At 74.0% G+C, this 12,483-nt stretch carries 14 protein-coding genes; 2 read left to right on the forward strand and 12 right to left on the reverse strand.

All coding sequences use genetic code 11. The features are described from left to right. Window positions 1-42: 42 nt before the first annotated feature. The 8 genes from yihA to cobA all read right to left on the reverse strand — a co-directional run bounded on the left by yihA (window position 43) and on the right by cobA (window position 7,077). A complete protein-coding gene (gene yihA / locus D3272_RS15975) occupies window positions 43-732 on the reverse strand; it encodes a ribosome biogenesis GTP-binding protein YihA/YsxC (protein ID WP_129220209.1) in 690 nt (229 codons plus the stop codon). Continuing rightward, window positions 725-2,587 carry a membrane protein insertase YidC gene (yidC, locus tag D3272_RS15980; RefSeq protein ID WP_129220210.1) on the reverse strand — a complete coding sequence of 621 codons (1,863 nt, stop codon included), beginning with the start codon at window positions 2,585-2,587 and terminating at the stop codon, window positions 725-727. Before yidC ends, yihA begins: the two co-directional genes overlap by 8 nt. A gap of 71 nt (window positions 2,588-2,658) precedes the next feature. Continuing rightward, the gene (gene rnpA / locus D3272_RS15985) at window positions 2,659-3,180 is read right to left on the reverse strand and encodes a ribonuclease P protein component (RefSeq protein WP_129220211.1); all 522 of its coding nucleotides are present in this window, start codon (window positions 3,178-3,180) and stop codon (window positions 2,659-2,661) included. Window positions 3,181-3,190: 10 nt separating this feature from the next. After that, entirely contained in the window at window positions 3,191-3,325 is a 135-nt protein-coding gene (rpmH, locus tag D3272_RS15990) for a 50S ribosomal protein L34 (protein ID WP_074444741.1), read from the reverse strand. 276 nt (window positions 3,326-3,601) lie between these two features. Further along, window positions 3,602-3,853 carry a hypothetical protein gene (locus D3272_RS15995; RefSeq protein ID WP_245496607.1) on the reverse strand — a complete coding sequence of 84 codons (252 nt, stop codon included), beginning with the start codon at window positions 3,851-3,853 and terminating at the stop codon, window positions 3,602-3,604. Between the two features lie 197 nt (window positions 3,854-4,050). Then, window positions 4,051-4,848 carry a class II glutamine amidotransferase gene (locus tag D3272_RS16000; protein ID WP_129220212.1) on the reverse strand — a complete coding sequence of 266 codons (798 nt, stop codon included), beginning with the start codon at window positions 4,846-4,848 and terminating at the stop codon, window positions 4,051-4,053. A gap of 61 nt (window positions 4,849-4,909) precedes the next feature. Continuing rightward, window positions 4,910-6,259: a cobyrinic acid a,c-diamide synthase CobB gene (locus tag D3272_RS16005; RefSeq protein ID WP_129220306.1), complete on the reverse strand. Its 1,350-nt coding sequence runs from the start codon at window positions 6,257-6,259 to the stop codon at window positions 4,910-4,912. 14 nt (window positions 6,260-6,273) lie between these two features. Then, on the reverse strand, window positions 6,274-7,077 hold the full coding sequence (gene cobA / locus D3272_RS16010; RefSeq protein WP_129220307.1) for a uroporphyrinogen-III C-methyltransferase: 804 nt from the start codon (window positions 7,075-7,077) through the stop codon (window positions 6,274-6,276). 56 nt (window positions 7,078-7,133) lie between these two features. Between cobA and D3272_RS16015 the strand changes: the two genes are divergently transcribed. Further along, entirely contained in the window at window positions 7,134-8,207 is a 1,074-nt protein-coding gene (locus D3272_RS16015; protein ID WP_207210224.1) for a cobalt-precorrin-5B (C(1))-methyltransferase, read from the forward strand. A gap of 5 nt (window positions 8,208-8,212) precedes the next feature. On the opposite strand, the gene cobM is transcribed toward D3272_RS16015, so the two are convergent. Genes cobM through cbiE form a run of 3 tightly spaced genes read right to left on the reverse strand, consistent with a single transcriptional unit; the run spans window position 8,213 to window position 10,631 of the window. Further along, window positions 8,213-8,977 carry a precorrin-4 C(11)-methyltransferase gene (gene cobM, locus D3272_RS16020; protein ID WP_129220214.1) on the reverse strand — a complete coding sequence of 255 codons (765 nt, stop codon included), beginning with the start codon at window positions 8,975-8,977 and terminating at the stop codon, window positions 8,213-8,215. Next, the gene (locus tag D3272_RS16025; protein ID WP_129220215.1) at window positions 8,974-9,429 is read right to left on the reverse strand and encodes a cobalamin biosynthesis protein; all 456 of its coding nucleotides are present in this window, start codon (window positions 9,427-9,429) and stop codon (window positions 8,974-8,976) included. The genes cobM and D3272_RS16025 overlap by 4 nt, the downstream gene beginning before the upstream one ends. Then, window positions 9,426-10,631, reverse strand: a complete 1,206-nt coding sequence (cbiE, locus tag D3272_RS16030; RefSeq protein ID WP_245496608.1) for a precorrin-6y C5,15-methyltransferase (decarboxylating) subunit CbiE — start codon at window positions 10,629-10,631, stop codon at window positions 9,426-9,428. The genes D3272_RS16025 and cbiE overlap by 4 nt, the downstream gene beginning before the upstream one ends. Window positions 10,632-10,648: 17 nt before the next feature. Between cbiE and D3272_RS16035 the strand changes: the two genes are divergently transcribed. Continuing rightward, on the forward strand, window positions 10,649-11,407 hold the full coding sequence (locus D3272_RS16035; protein WP_129220216.1) for a cobalt-precorrin-6A reductase: 759 nt from the start codon (window positions 10,649-10,651) through the stop codon (window positions 11,405-11,407). On the opposite strand, the gene cobJ is transcribed toward D3272_RS16035, so the two are convergent. Next, complete coding sequence (gene cobJ, locus D3272_RS16040; RefSeq protein WP_129220217.1) at window positions 11,386-12,150, reverse strand: precorrin-3B C(17)-methyltransferase; 765 nt, start codon at window positions 12,148-12,150, stop codon at window positions 11,386-11,388. The two genes, D3272_RS16035 and cobJ, sit on opposite strands and share 22 nt — an antisense overlap. Window positions 12,151-12,483 lie beyond the last annotated feature (333 nt).

Consider the following 12,483-nt stretch of genomic DNA (forward strand, 5'->3'; position numbering starts at 1 on the left):
GGCTGGCGGTCGGTCGCCCGGGGCGCTGGGGCGCGGCGGACGTCAAAGCTTTAGCGCGAGAGCCCCGCGTTCGGCCAGGAGCCGGGCGACGCTTTCGCGCATTTCCGGTATTCCGGCCCCGGTCTCCGACGAGGTGAGGATCACCTGCGGATAGGCGGCCGGGTGCTTGGCGAGGGCGGCCTCGGTCTCGGCCACCCGGGCCGCGCGGTCCGCCGCCTTCACGGCGTCGCCCTTGGTCAGCACCACCTGGTAGGAGGCGGCGGCCCGGTCGAAGGCCGTCATCTGGGCGTGGTCCACCTCCTTGAAGCCGTGGCGTGCGTCGACGAGGAGGTAGACGCGCTGCAGCGAGGTGCGGCCCCGCAGGTAGCTTTCGATCAGCACGCCCCATTCGGCGATCTTGGTCTTGGACACGGCGGCATAGCCGTAGCCCGGCATGTCGACGATGTTGAGGTGGCCGCCGAGGTCGAAGAAGTTGAGCTGCTGGGTGCGGCCGGGCGTGTGGGACACCCGGGCCAGCGTCTTGCGGCCCGTCATGGCATTGACGAGTGACGATTTGCCGACATTCGACCGGCCCGCGAAGGCGATCTCGGGCCGGGTGATGGGCGGCAGGATCTCGACCGACGTGGCGCCGGCGAAGAAGAGGCATTCCCGCGCGAAGAGCAGGCGGCCCGCCTCGGCGAGGTCGCGGGCCGGCGGATCGCCCGGCCCCGCCGCGCCCTCGGGGTCAGACACGCTTGGTCTTCCGCACCATGTTGGACAGGTTGCCCCACAGCTCCACCTTGGCGCCCGCCTTCTTGGCGATCAGGTACTGCTGCACCACCGACAGGGTGTTGTTCCAGGTCCAGTATATCACCAGCCCCGACGGGAAGGTGCCGAGCATGAAGGTGAAGATCACCGGCATCCAGGAGAACATGGTCTTCTGGACCGGGTCCGGCGGCTCGGGGTTCATCTTCATCTGCAGGAACATGGAGAAGCCCATGATCACCGGCCAGATGCCGATGGTGAGGAAGTGGCCGATGAGCGGCACGGCGCCGGGATCGTAGGGCAGCACGCCGGCGAAATTGAAGATGGAGGTCGGATCGGGCGCCGACAGGTCGTGGATCCAGCCGAAGAAGGGCGCGTGGCGCATCTCGATGGTGATGAAGATCACCTTGTAGAGCGCGAAGAACACCGGGATCTGGATGACCATCGGCAGACAGCCCGCCACCGGGTTCACCTTCTGCTCCCGGTAGAGCTTCATGGTGGCTTCCTGCTGCTTCTGCTTGTCGTCGGGAAAGCGCTCCTTCAGGGCCGCCAGCTGCGGCTGCAGCTGCTTCATCTTGGCCATCGACATGTAGGACTTGTTTGCCAGGGGGAAGAAGATCCCCTTGATCAGCACCGTCACGATCAGGATCGCCACACCGAAGTTGCCGGTGAGCTTGTAGAACCAGTCGAGGACCTGGAACAGCGGCTTGGTGATGAAGTAGAACCAACCCCAGTCGATGAGGTTGCCGAAGTTCCGGATGCCGTAGTCCTTCTCGTATTTGTTGAGGACGGCCGTCACCTTGGCGCCGGCGAAGACCCGGGTGGTGACGTCGGTGCTGGCGCCCGGCGCGACGGTGCGGGCCGGCAGCAGGGCGTCGGTCTGGTAGTCGCGGTTGGCATTGTCGGCGAAGGACGAGAAGCGGCCCTTGTAGGGCAGATCCTGCTGGGGAGCGATCACGCCCGCCCAGTACTTGTCGGTGATGCCGAGCCAGCCGCCGGTGCCGTCGAGCGTGCGCGAGTTGCCCGTCTCCTTGTCCATGGCGGCATAGGTGATGTCGGTCTCGCGGTTGTCGCCGATCTCGCCGACGAGACCCTCGTGCAGGACCGAATAGTTCGACGTCACCGGCGTGCCGTGGCGCGAGATGAGGGCGTAGGGCAGCAGGTTGACGGGGGCGGTGCCGGAATTCGTCACCGAATCCTTCACGGTGAACATGTACTGGCTGTCGACCGAGATGGCCCTGTGGAACAGGAGGCCCTGGCCGTTGTCCCAAGTGAGGGTCACGGGCTTGTCGGGCGTCAGCCGGTCGCCGTCGGCAGTCCAGACCGTGGAGGGACCCGGCATGGCGGCCGTCTCGCCAGAGGCCGCCACGAAGCCCGTCTCGGCGTAATAGGGATGGGGGGCGTTCGAGGGCGAGAACAGCTCGATGATCGGGCTCTGCCGGTCGGTGGTCTCGTGGTAGTCCTTGAGGGCGACGTCGTCGATGCGTCCGCCCTTGAGGTCCACCGATCCCGCGATGGCGGGCGTGTCGATCACGACGTGGGGGTTGGCGGCGACGGCGGCGGCCCGGGTCTTCTGCACCTCGACGGGCGCCATGCCGGCGGCGGGCTGCGAGGCGGCGCCGTTCGGCGGGGAGGCCGCGGGCTGCTGCGCCAGTTCGCGCGACGCCTGGGCATCCTTCTCCGTCACCGGCGTCGCGGCGCCCGGCACCGGCGTGGCGGCGGTCTGCTGCTGCAGCTGGCGCTGCTTCTGCATCTGGGGATAGCCGTAGAAGAAATTCCAGCCGATGATCACCAGGATGGACAGGGCGATCGCGACATAGACGTTCTTGTGTTCATCTTTCATGGTGCGTCACGCTGCCTGGGTCCGGACTGCCGACGCGCCCGACGGGACGGCGAGGCTCCGCGAAGAGATGGTCATGGATGGGGGGTGTAAGACCCGGCCTCGCCCCCGCGCCCGGCGCCGGGCTTGCGGCGCGGCCCGGAGCCGCCCCGCGCGCGACCCTTGCCGGCATCCCGGCCCTTGGCGGCATCGGCCAGGCAGCGCCTGACCTCGCCCAACAGGGCCGCGAAGGGCGCGGCGAGCGCGTCGCGGCGGGCGACGATCACGTAGTCGTGGTCCGGCAGGGCTGCGAGGCCGGGGGCGCGCAGCGCTTCCCGGAAGCGCCGCTTGATCCGGTTGCGCTCGACCGCATTGCCGGCCTTCTTGGTCACCGTCAGGCCGACGCGGGCCCCGGTCTCGGGAGACGCGTCTCCGTCCCGGCGGCGGTAGACCTGCAGGCTGAGCGAGCGGGAATGAACCCGCCCCCCCGATGCGGCCCGGAGGAAATCCGGGCGTACCTTGAGCCTCGCCGGGACCGGAGACCCGACGTTGCGGCTCGGCTGCCCTTCGACGACACCGGGAACGTCGTCCCCGGGCCGCGCCGGAAGGGCATCCATTCACAAGCTCTCAGGCCGAGAGGCGCTTGCGGCCGCGGGCGCGACGAGCGGCGATGATCTTGCGGCCACCGACGGTGGCCATGCGAGCCCGGAAGCCGTGGCGGCGCTTGCGCACGATCTTGCTGGGTTGATAGGTCCGCTTCACTGTCCTGCTCCGTTTTCACCGCGGGGCACCTCGCGCCCTCTCGGCGTGGAACGGCGACCCTCTCGTTCGATAGCGATTCCGCGCCGCGTCGAAACGCGCCGAAAGCCTGCGGCAGCGTTGCGCCGACAGGCTCGAAATTCGTGGCGCATATAAGGGTCGCGCTCCCGCGAAGTCAATCAAAGCCGGAAGGGTCGCGCCCAAAGGGGGAAGGGTCGCGCCCAAAGCCCGAAGGGTCGCGCCGCGGATCCTCGGGACCGCGCGGCGCGACCCGCGCCATCACCGGACGGCGGGAGCGATGGTGGGGGCGACGGCCGGCACCATCGGCCGGGCGGCCGGCGTGACGGTCCTGCGATTGGCGAGGGCGCGGCCGGCGGCGCAGCCACCCACGGCGCCCAGGATGCCGTGGCCCACGGCATGGCCGGCGAGGCCGCCCACGAGCGCGCCCTTGATGCAGCCCTTGGCCTCGGCGGCCGCGGGCGCAGCCAGGAGGGCGCCGGCGCACAGCGCCGAAACGATCAGTCCACGCATGTCAGTGTCCTCGGTCGTCACGCCCGAATCGGGCGGCGCACCCCAGCGGCGCGCGTCCACCAGATTGGACGCGCTACCAGGGGGCGCAAGTGGCGCCGCGGATGAAGGTTTCTTCACATGCCCCACCGTCCCCGCCGGAGCGGGGGAGGACGGCATCGTCAGGGGCCGGCGGCCCCGCGCCCGGGCGGGGCCGGGCGTCAGGCGGCCTTGGCGGTGCCCGTCACGGTCGCGTCGAAGCCGTGCAGCACGGCCGGGCGGCCGGAGCGGGCCACCAGCACGCAGCCTTGCGGGACTTCGCTCCACTGCGTGCGGTCCCCGTCGAGCGGCTCCGACACGACGACGAGGTTGCCGTGGTTCTGGCGCCAATACAGCGTCGGGGCGCGGCCGTCCGACGCCCAGCGAAAGGCGTAGAGGTCCCGGCCATCGGTCAGGCAGGCGGTGAAGCGCAACGCTTCGCGCAGGCCCGCCTTCAGCATCAGCCCGTGCACGGCGTGGAGCGTCGCCGCCATGCCGCCGATCGGGTCGGCGGCGAGGCCGTGGGCGAAGGCGGCGAGGAACAGCGCCTCCGAGTCCGTGGTGCCGGAGCGGTGGTGGTAGAGGTCGTCCGGGATCATCGCCTCGACCCGGCGCTTGATGGCGCAGAACTGGCCGATCTGGCCGTTGTGCATGAACATCAGCCGCCCCACCGTGAAGGGGTGGCAGTTGGCGCGCGCGATGGCGGGCCCGGTCGACGCCCGCACGTGGGCGAAGAACACCGACGCCTTCACCTGGTGGCACAGGTTGCGCAGGTTCTCGTCCGACCAGGCGGGCCGCACCTCCCGGTACACGCCGGGGCGGTCGCGGTCGCCGTACCAGCCGATGCCGAAGCCGTCGCCGTTGGTCACCACCTTGGCCTCGACGGAGCACAGCGACTGCGCGATCAGCGAGTGGGCGGGCTCGGCCACGAGGGCGTCGAGGAAGGTGGGTTCACCCTGGTAGGCGATCCATCGGCACATGCGGAACACCTCGCGGCGCGATCGGGACTGGCTCGGTTCCCCTAGGATCGCGCCGCGAAAATTAACAGGGCCTTAAACATGACGGAAGTTTTAACGACCCGTGACGTTCCGCCAACGCGTGGAAGAACGTGCCTGTGACATTTGCGCGACGGCTGCCGGCCGGTGCCGGCACGGCACCGTAGGCGTCGGTAGCCATCGCCAGGGGGTCGTCGCCGCCGCGGTCCAGCACCGTGGCGTAGTGGAACTCGTGGCCGCGCAGGCGCGTGCCGGCGGGGCCCAGCCCCGACGACACCAGGGTGGTGGCGTCGCGGTAGCCGAGGTTGAGCTTGCGCCGGGCGAAGCTCGTCTCGACGCCGAGCAACCCCGCCATGGCGTGGCGCGCGCCTTCGCCGTCCACCAGCCCCTGCCCCAGCACCATGTAGCCGCCGCACTCGCCGTGGACCGGATGGGCGCCGGCGAAGGCCCGCAGGCCGGCGAGGAAGCGCGCCGCCGCCGCGATGCGGCCGGCCTGCAGCTCCGGGTAGCCGCCCGGCAGCCAGCAGGCGTCGCAACCCGCCGGCGGCGCCTCGTCGGCCAGGGGCGAGAAGAAGGCGAGTTCCGCCCCGGCGGCGCGCCATCCGTCGAGCACGTGCGGGTAGAGGAACGAGAACGCCGCGTCGCGCGCCACCGCGATCCGCTGACCGGGCGGGCGGAGCGGAACACCGGCGTCCCCTCCGGCGGGCGGGCCCCCGGCCGCAACGTCGGCGGGAAGGCCCGCCACCGCCATCAGGGCGTCGAGGTCGACGTGTTCGGCCACGACGTCGGCGGCCGCCTCCACCCGCGGCTCGAGGTCGCCGGTTTCGCCGGCCTGCACGAGGCCGAGGTGGCGTTCGGGCAGCGCCAGCCGCTCGGTGCGGGGCACCGAACCCAGCACCGGCAGGCCGACCCGCGCCACCGCGTCGGCGACGAGGCGCCGGTGCCGCTCGCTGGCGATGCGGTTGAGGATGACGCCGGCGACCCGGATGCGCGGGTCGTAGGCGGCGCAGCCCGCCAGCAGCGCGGCGGCCGATTGCGACTGGCCCGAACAATCGTGCACCATGACGACCGGCCAGCCCGCCAATGCGGCGACGTCGGCCGAGGAGCCGCCGCTGCCGTCGTCGGCCGGCACGCCGTCGAAGAGCCCCATGGAGCCCTCGCAGACCACGAGGTCGGCGTCGTCCGCCGCGGCGAGCCGCCGCAGCAGGTCCGGCGGCATGGACCAGCTGTCGAGGTTGTAGCTCGGCCGCCCCGTCACGGCGGCGTGGAAGGCGGGGTCGATGTAGTCGGGGCCGTTCTTGCGCCCGGCGACCCGCAAGCCGCGGCGGGCGAGCGCGCGCATCAGCCCGAGCGTCAGCACCGTCTTGCCCGAGCCCGAGCGGGTCGCGGCGATCATCAGGCCCGGGGCGCTCACGCGGGCAGGCCCGTCATGCCGCCGACGAGCAGCGCCCGCAGCGCCACGATGGACCCCACCGCCACGATGGCGGGGGACCTGAACCCGTCCCGGTCGGCCGCCGCCCGGGCCTCGGCCAGCGTCGTCACCAGCACGCGCTGGCGCGGCGTGGTGGCGTCCGACACGATGGCGACGGGCGTGTCGGGGGCGAGCCCGCCCGCGACGAGGTCGGCCGCGATGTCGTCGAGATGGGTCATCGCCATGTAGAGGATCAGCGGCAGGCCGGTGCGGGCGATCGAGGCCCAGTCGCGCGGCGCGTCCGCCTTGGCGAGGTGGCCCGTCATCAGGATGACGCCCGTGTTGGTGTCGCGCGTCGTGGCCGGGATGCCGGCATAGGCGAGGCCGCCGATGCCGGCCGTGACGCCCGGCACGATGCGGAACGGCACGCCGGCGCGGGTGAGGTCGAGCGCCTCCTCGCCGCCGCGGCCGAAGACGAAGGGGTCGCCGCCCTTCAGCCGCAGCACGCGCTTGCCGGCCCGCGCGAGCTCGATCAGCCGGTCGGTGATGTCGCCCTGCTTGGGCGACAGCTTGCCGCCCCGCTTGCCGGCGAATTCCCGCGCCGCCTCCGGCCCGGCGAAGCCCATGACGGCCTCGGACACCAGGGCGTCGTAGACGATGGCGTCGGCGCTGCGCAGCGCGTGCAGGGCATGCAGCGTCAGCAGGCCGGGGTCCCCCGGCCCGGCGCCGCAGAGCCACACGGTGCCGGGCGCGAAACGCGGCAGGGCGCCGGCGGCGTCGAGGGTGGCGAGCGGGTCGTTCACGGCCGGCAATGCGTTTTCCTTTGTGCGGGCGCTTCGGCACCATACATCATGAGGCGATGACCGACCCCACCCTCCGCCGCGGCTGGACCACGGGCGCCTGCGCCACGGCGGCGGCGCGCGCCGCCTTCGCGGCGTTGCACGGCGCGGGCCACCCCGACCCCGTGGAGATCGCGCTGCCGGGCGGGGCGCGCGTCGCCTTCGCGCTGGCGCTCGGCGAGGTCGGCGACGGCTGGGCCCGGGCCGGGATCGTCAAGGACGCGGGCGACGACCCGGACGTGACGCACGGGGCGCTCGTGGTCGCAACCGTGCGGCCCGCGCCGGCCGGCGCCGGCGTCGTCTTCCGGGCCGGCGAGGGCGTCGGCACGGTGACGCGGCCCGGCCTGCCCATCCCCCCCGGCGAGCCCGCCATCAACCCCGTGCCCCGCGCCATGATCCGGGCCGCCATCGCGGAAGCCGCGGAGCTGCTGGGTGTGGCGCCCGACGCCGACGTGGAACTCGCCGTCCCGGGCGGGGCGCTTCTCGCCGAGCGCACGCTGAACGGCCGGCTCGGCATCGTGGGCGGCCTGTCGATCCTCGGCACGACCGGCATCGTGGTGCCCTACAGCTGCGCGGCCTGGATCGACACGATCCACCGCGGCATCGACGTGGCGCGGGCGCTGGGGCTCGGCCATGTCGCGGGCGCCACCGGCAACACGTCGGAGGTCGCCGTCAGGGCGCTGCACGGCCTCGCCGAGCCGGCGCTGATCGACATGGGCGACTTCGTCGGCGGCATGCTGAAATACCTGCGCCGCCACCCCGTCGCGCGCGTCACGGTGGCGGGGGGCGTCGCCAAGATGACCAAGCTGGCCCAGGGCCTGCTCGACCTCCACTCGAAGCGCGGCGAGGTGGATCGCGGCTTCCTGGCCGGGCGCGCCCGCGCCGCCGGGGGCGGCCCGGCCCTGGCGCAGGCCATCCTCGCCAGCAACACCGCCGCCGAAGCCTTCGGCCTCGCGGAAGCCGAGGGTGTCGCGCTCGGCGCCGAGATCGCCGGGGCGGCGCTCGCCACGGCCGCGGCCTGCCTCGGCCGGAGCGAAGGCCTCGACGTCGCGCTGTTCGACCGCACGGGCCGGCTGGTGGCGCGGGCGGGCTGACGGGCTCAAGGCCCGGTGCCCCCGCGGAAGCGGCGGTGGTAGTCGGCGTCGTAGAGGGCGCTGTCGCGGAAGTCCTCGGCCGTCAGGGCCCGGCCGACGAGGATCAGGGCGGTGCGCTCGGCCGGCTCGGTCGCCATCAGGCCCGCGATGGTGCCGAGCGTGCCGCGGACGATCCGCTGCTCGGGCCAGGAGGCCCGCACCACCACGGCGACCGGCATGTCGGCGCCGTGCACCGGCAGCAGCTCAGCCACGACGCGGTCGAGCGCATGGATCGACAGGTGGAGCGCCAGGGTGGCGCCGGTGGCGGCGAAGGCCGCCAGCCGTTCGCCCTCCGGCATGGCGGAGGCGCGGCCCGACGTGCGGGTGAGCACGAGCGACTGCGCCACGCCCGGCAGCGTCAGCTCGGCGCCGAGCGCCGCCGCCGCCGCCGCGAAGGCGGGCACGCCCGGCGTCACCGTGACGGGGATGCCGAGCCCGCGCAGGCGGCGCAGCTGCTCGCCCATGGCGCTCCACACCGACAGGTCGCCAGAATGGAGCCGCGCCACGTCCATCCCGGCCGCGTGGGCCGCCGCGATCTCGGCCGGGATGGCGTCGAGGTCGAGCGGCGCCGTGTCGACGATGCGGGCGCCCGGCGGACAATGGTCGAGCAGCGCCCGCGGCACCAGCGAGCCCGCGAAGAGGCAGACGGGGCAGCGCGCCAGCAGATCGCGGCCCCGCAGCGTGATGAGGTCGGGCGCGCCGGGACCGGCGCCGATGAAGTGGACCGTCATGGCTCCTCCCGGAACGCGATGGCGCAGGTGGCGGTATCGGACGCGATGCGCGCCACGGCGAGCCGCGCCCCCGCCCCGGCGGCGGCGAGGGCGGAGGCTTCCGCGACCGACGGGATGCCGAGGCACGCGCGGGCGGCGGCGGACGCGACCGTGATGCGGTCATCGGGGTCGCGCAGCGACGCCTTGGGCAGGATGGCGACGGCGAGGCCGAGTCGGGCCGCGGCCTCGCGCAGCGCGGGCCGGTCCTTCTCGGCGATGGTGGCGAGCACGGCGGGCGCCCCGGCAAGGTCCGGGGGCAGCCGGGACAGGGCATGGTGGACGAGGGCGACGAGCGCCTCGGGGGTGGCGGCCTTGCGGAACCCCAGGCCGATGGCGAGGCGGAAAGGCCTTCTCCCCTCCGAGACGGGCGGGAGGAGGGCAGCGCCCGCCGGGTGTCGCGCGTCACCGCTCACGGCTTGATCCAGGTCCAATGCGTCACCGGCATGGCGGGCCGCCAGCCGTGGAAGCTGCCGACGGGGTCGGCCTCGGCGGTCGACAGGGTGGCGAGCCGGCCCCCGTCGCGCCGGAAGCGCGCGATCAGCAGCGCCTGGGTCTCGATCGTGACGGCGCTGACGACGAGGCGGCCGCCGGGCTTCAGCGCCGCCGCGCAGGCGTCGAGCACGCCCGCCCCCGTGGCGCCGCCGCCGACGAAAATGGCGTCGGGCCGCGGCAGGCCGGCCAGCGCCGCCGGCGCGGCGCCGTCGACGACCGACAGATCCGGCACGCCCAGCGTCGCGGCGTTGTGGCGGATGCGGGCCGCGCGGTCGGGGTGCCGCTCGACGGCATGGGCACGGTTCGCCGGGTGGGCCAGCATCCATTCGATCGCCACCGACCCCGATCCGGCCCCGACGTCCCACAGCACCTCGCCGGGCAGCGGCGCCAGGCGGGCGAGCGTCACGGCGCGGATGTCGGCCTTGGTGATCTGCCCGTCGTGGTCGAAGAGCGCATCGGGGCGCCCCGGCACCAGGGACAGCGACCTGCCCGGCCCCGCCACCGCGAGGGCGAGCGTGTTCAGGGGGTCGATCCCGTCGAGCGCGAAGCCCTCGGCGCCTGCCGCCCGCACCCGCTCGCGCGGTCCGCCCATGGCCTCCAGCACCGTGACGGTCGCGGCGCCGAAGCCGCGCTCGCGCAGCAGCGCCGCGACGCGGCCGGGCGTCGCGGCATCGGCGGACAGCGCCACCACGCGGGCCCCCGGCCGCAGCGCCGGCACCAGGGTTTCGAGCGGCCGGCCGCAGAGCGACACGAGGGCGCAGTCCTGCTGCGCCCATCCCATGCGGGCCGTGGCGAGGCTGAAGGCTGAGGGCTGCGGGAAGCAGCGGGTTTCGGCCGCCGGCACATGCCGCGCCAGCACCCCGCCGACGCCGTGGCAGAAGGGGTCGCCGCTCGCCAGCACGGCGACGGGCGTGCCGCGCCGCGCCAGGATGGCCGGATAGGTGTCGGCCATGGGCGATGTCCAGGCCAGGGTTTCGCCCGGCACCGGACCCGCCAGGGCGAGGTGGCGCCGGCCGCCGACGACCAGCGCGGCTTGCGCCAGCGCGTCCCGCGCGCCACGAGAGAGGCCGTCGACCCCGTCCTCGCCGATGCCGACCAGCGTCAGCCAGGGTTCCGCGCTCACCCGACCCTCCCCGGCCCATGAAGCTCCTGATCCTCGGCGGCACCACCGAAGCCACGGCCCTCGCCGCAGCCCTGGCGGGCCGGCACGACCTGCGGCCCGTGCTGTCGCTGGCGGGCCGCACCGCCCACCCCGCCCTGCCCCCGATCCCGCACCGCATCGGCGGCTTCGGCGGGGTGGCGGGCCTGTCGGACTATCTCGAACGCGAGCGCCAGGAAGCGGTGGTGGACGCCACCCATCCCTTCGCGGCCCGCATCTCGGCCCATGCGGCGGAGGCCTGCGGCCGGCTCGGCCTGCCGCTGCTGGCCTTCACCCGCCCGCCCTGGCAGCCCGGCCCCGGCGACCGCTGGACCGGCGTGCCGGACCTCGACGCCGCGGCCCGCGCCCTCGGCGGGCCGCCGCGGCGCGTGCTTCTCACCGTGGGCCGCCTCGGCCTCGCGGCCTTCCGGGCGGCGCCGCAGCACCGCTACCTCATCCGCAGCATCGACCCGCCGGCGCCCGGGGACCTGCCGCCCGAGCATCGCGTCGTGCTCGACCGCGGCCCGTTCCGCCTCGCCGACGAGACGGCGCTGATGGCGGGCGAGGCGGTCGAGACGCTGGTCACCAAGAACAGCGGCGGCCCGGCGGCGGCGGCGAAGCTCGCGGCCGCCCGCGCCTTGGGGATCGGCGTCGTGCTGGTCGCGCGGCCCACCGCGGCGGGGCCGCGCGACGAAGCCGTCGCGCTCCCCGACGTGCTGGCCTGGATCGACGCGCGGGCTCACGGCCGGGCCATGCCGTAGCTGCGCGGCGTCAGCATCCAGCGCCGCCCGTCGGCCCCCGCCACCCAGCGGGTCTCGCTCGACCCGATCACCACCAGGGTCGCCATGTCGACCAGCGCGGGATCGGCCTCACCGAGGCTGGTGAGGTGGATGCGCTCGTCCGGCCGGCCGATCGCCCGGGCGAAGGCGACGGGCGTGGCGGCGTCCTTCAGGGCGCGCAGGTGCCCGAAGGCTTCGCCGAGCCGCGTGGGCCGGGCCTTCGAGGCGGGGTTGTAGAGCGCCAGCACGAAGTCGCCCTGCGCCACCGCCGTGAGCCGGCGCAGCACCACGTCCCAGGGCTTGAGGTTGTCGCTGAGCGACATGGCGCAGAAGTCGTGGCCGAGCGGCGCGCCGAGCCGGGCCGCCGCCGCCTGCATGGCGGAAAGGCCGGGCACGACCCGGACCGGCACGGCGCGGAAGGCGGGTTCGCCCTCCAGCGCCTCGAACACCGCCGCCGCCATGGCGAAGACGCCGGGGTCGCCGCCCGACACGACGGCGACGTGGCGGCCCTCCAGGGCCAGCGCGAAGGCGTGGCGGGCGCGGTCGATCTCGACGCGGTTGTCGGACGCGTGGCGGATCAGGCCCGGCCGCTCCGGCACCCGTTCCACGTAGGGGATGTAGCCGACGAGGTCGGTGGCGGCGGCGAGGGCCACTTCGGCCTCGGGCAGCCGCCAGTCGGCGGTGCCGGGCCCGAGCCCGACCACGGCGAGGGTGCCGGCGGTCATGGCGCGACCGCCCGGAGGTTCGCCCTTCTCCCCTGCGGGGGGAAGGTCCGCACGGTGGGGATGAGGGGCTTTGCGGCGCCCCGGCACCCCTCATCCGGCGCTTCGCGCCACCTTCTCCCCAGAGGGGAGAAGGACAGGACCGCGCTGCCTGCCGGAAAGGTGCCGGAGACGGACCGGCACGGCCGCGAGCCCGGGAGGTTCGCCCTTCTCCCCTGCGGGGAGAAGGTCCGCACAGCGGGGATGAGGGGTTTTGCGGCGCCCTGGCAAACCTCATCCGGCGCTTCGCGCCACCTTCTCCCCAGAGGGGAGAAGGGCAGGACCGCGCTGCCTGCC

Source organism: Lichenibacterium ramalinae (assembly GCF_004137085.1).
Lineage (GTDB): Bacteria > Pseudomonadota > Alphaproteobacteria > Rhizobiales > Beijerinckiaceae > Lichenihabitans > Lichenihabitans ramalinae.

Coding starts and splice junctions, on each gene's coding strand:
- D3272_RS15995 (WP_245496607.1), bottom strand. CDS start 3,853: ATGCGTGGACTGATCGTTTCGGCGCTGTGCGCCGGCGCCCTCCTGGCT.
- cobJ (WP_129220217.1), bottom strand. CDS start 12,150: ATGACCGCCGGCACCCTCGCCGTGGTCGGGCTCGGGCCCGGCACCGCC.
- rnpA (WP_129220211.1), bottom strand. CDS start 3,180: ATGGATGCCCTTCCGGCGCGGCCCGGGGACGACGTTCCCGGTGTCGTC.
- D3272_RS16035 (WP_129220216.1), top strand. CDS start 10,649: ATGAAGCTCCTGATCCTCGGCGGCACCACCGAAGCCACGGCCCTCGCC.
- D3272_RS16000 (WP_129220212.1), bottom strand. CDS start 4,848: ATGTGCCGATGGATCGCCTACCAGGGTGAACCCACCTTCCTCGACGCC.
- D3272_RS16015 (WP_207210224.1), top strand. CDS start 7,134: ATGACCGACCCCACCCTCCGCCGCGGCTGGACCACGGGCGCCTGCGCC.
- cobM (WP_129220214.1), bottom strand. CDS start 8,977: ATGACGGTCCACTTCATCGGCGCCGGTCCCGGCGCGCCCGACCTCATC.
- yidC (WP_129220210.1), bottom strand. CDS start 2,587: ATGAAAGATGAACACAAGAACGTCTATGTCGCGATCGCCCTGTCCATC.
- D3272_RS16005 (WP_129220306.1), bottom strand. CDS start 6,259: ATGATCGCCGCGACCCGCTCGGGCTCGGGCAAGACGGTGCTGACGCTC.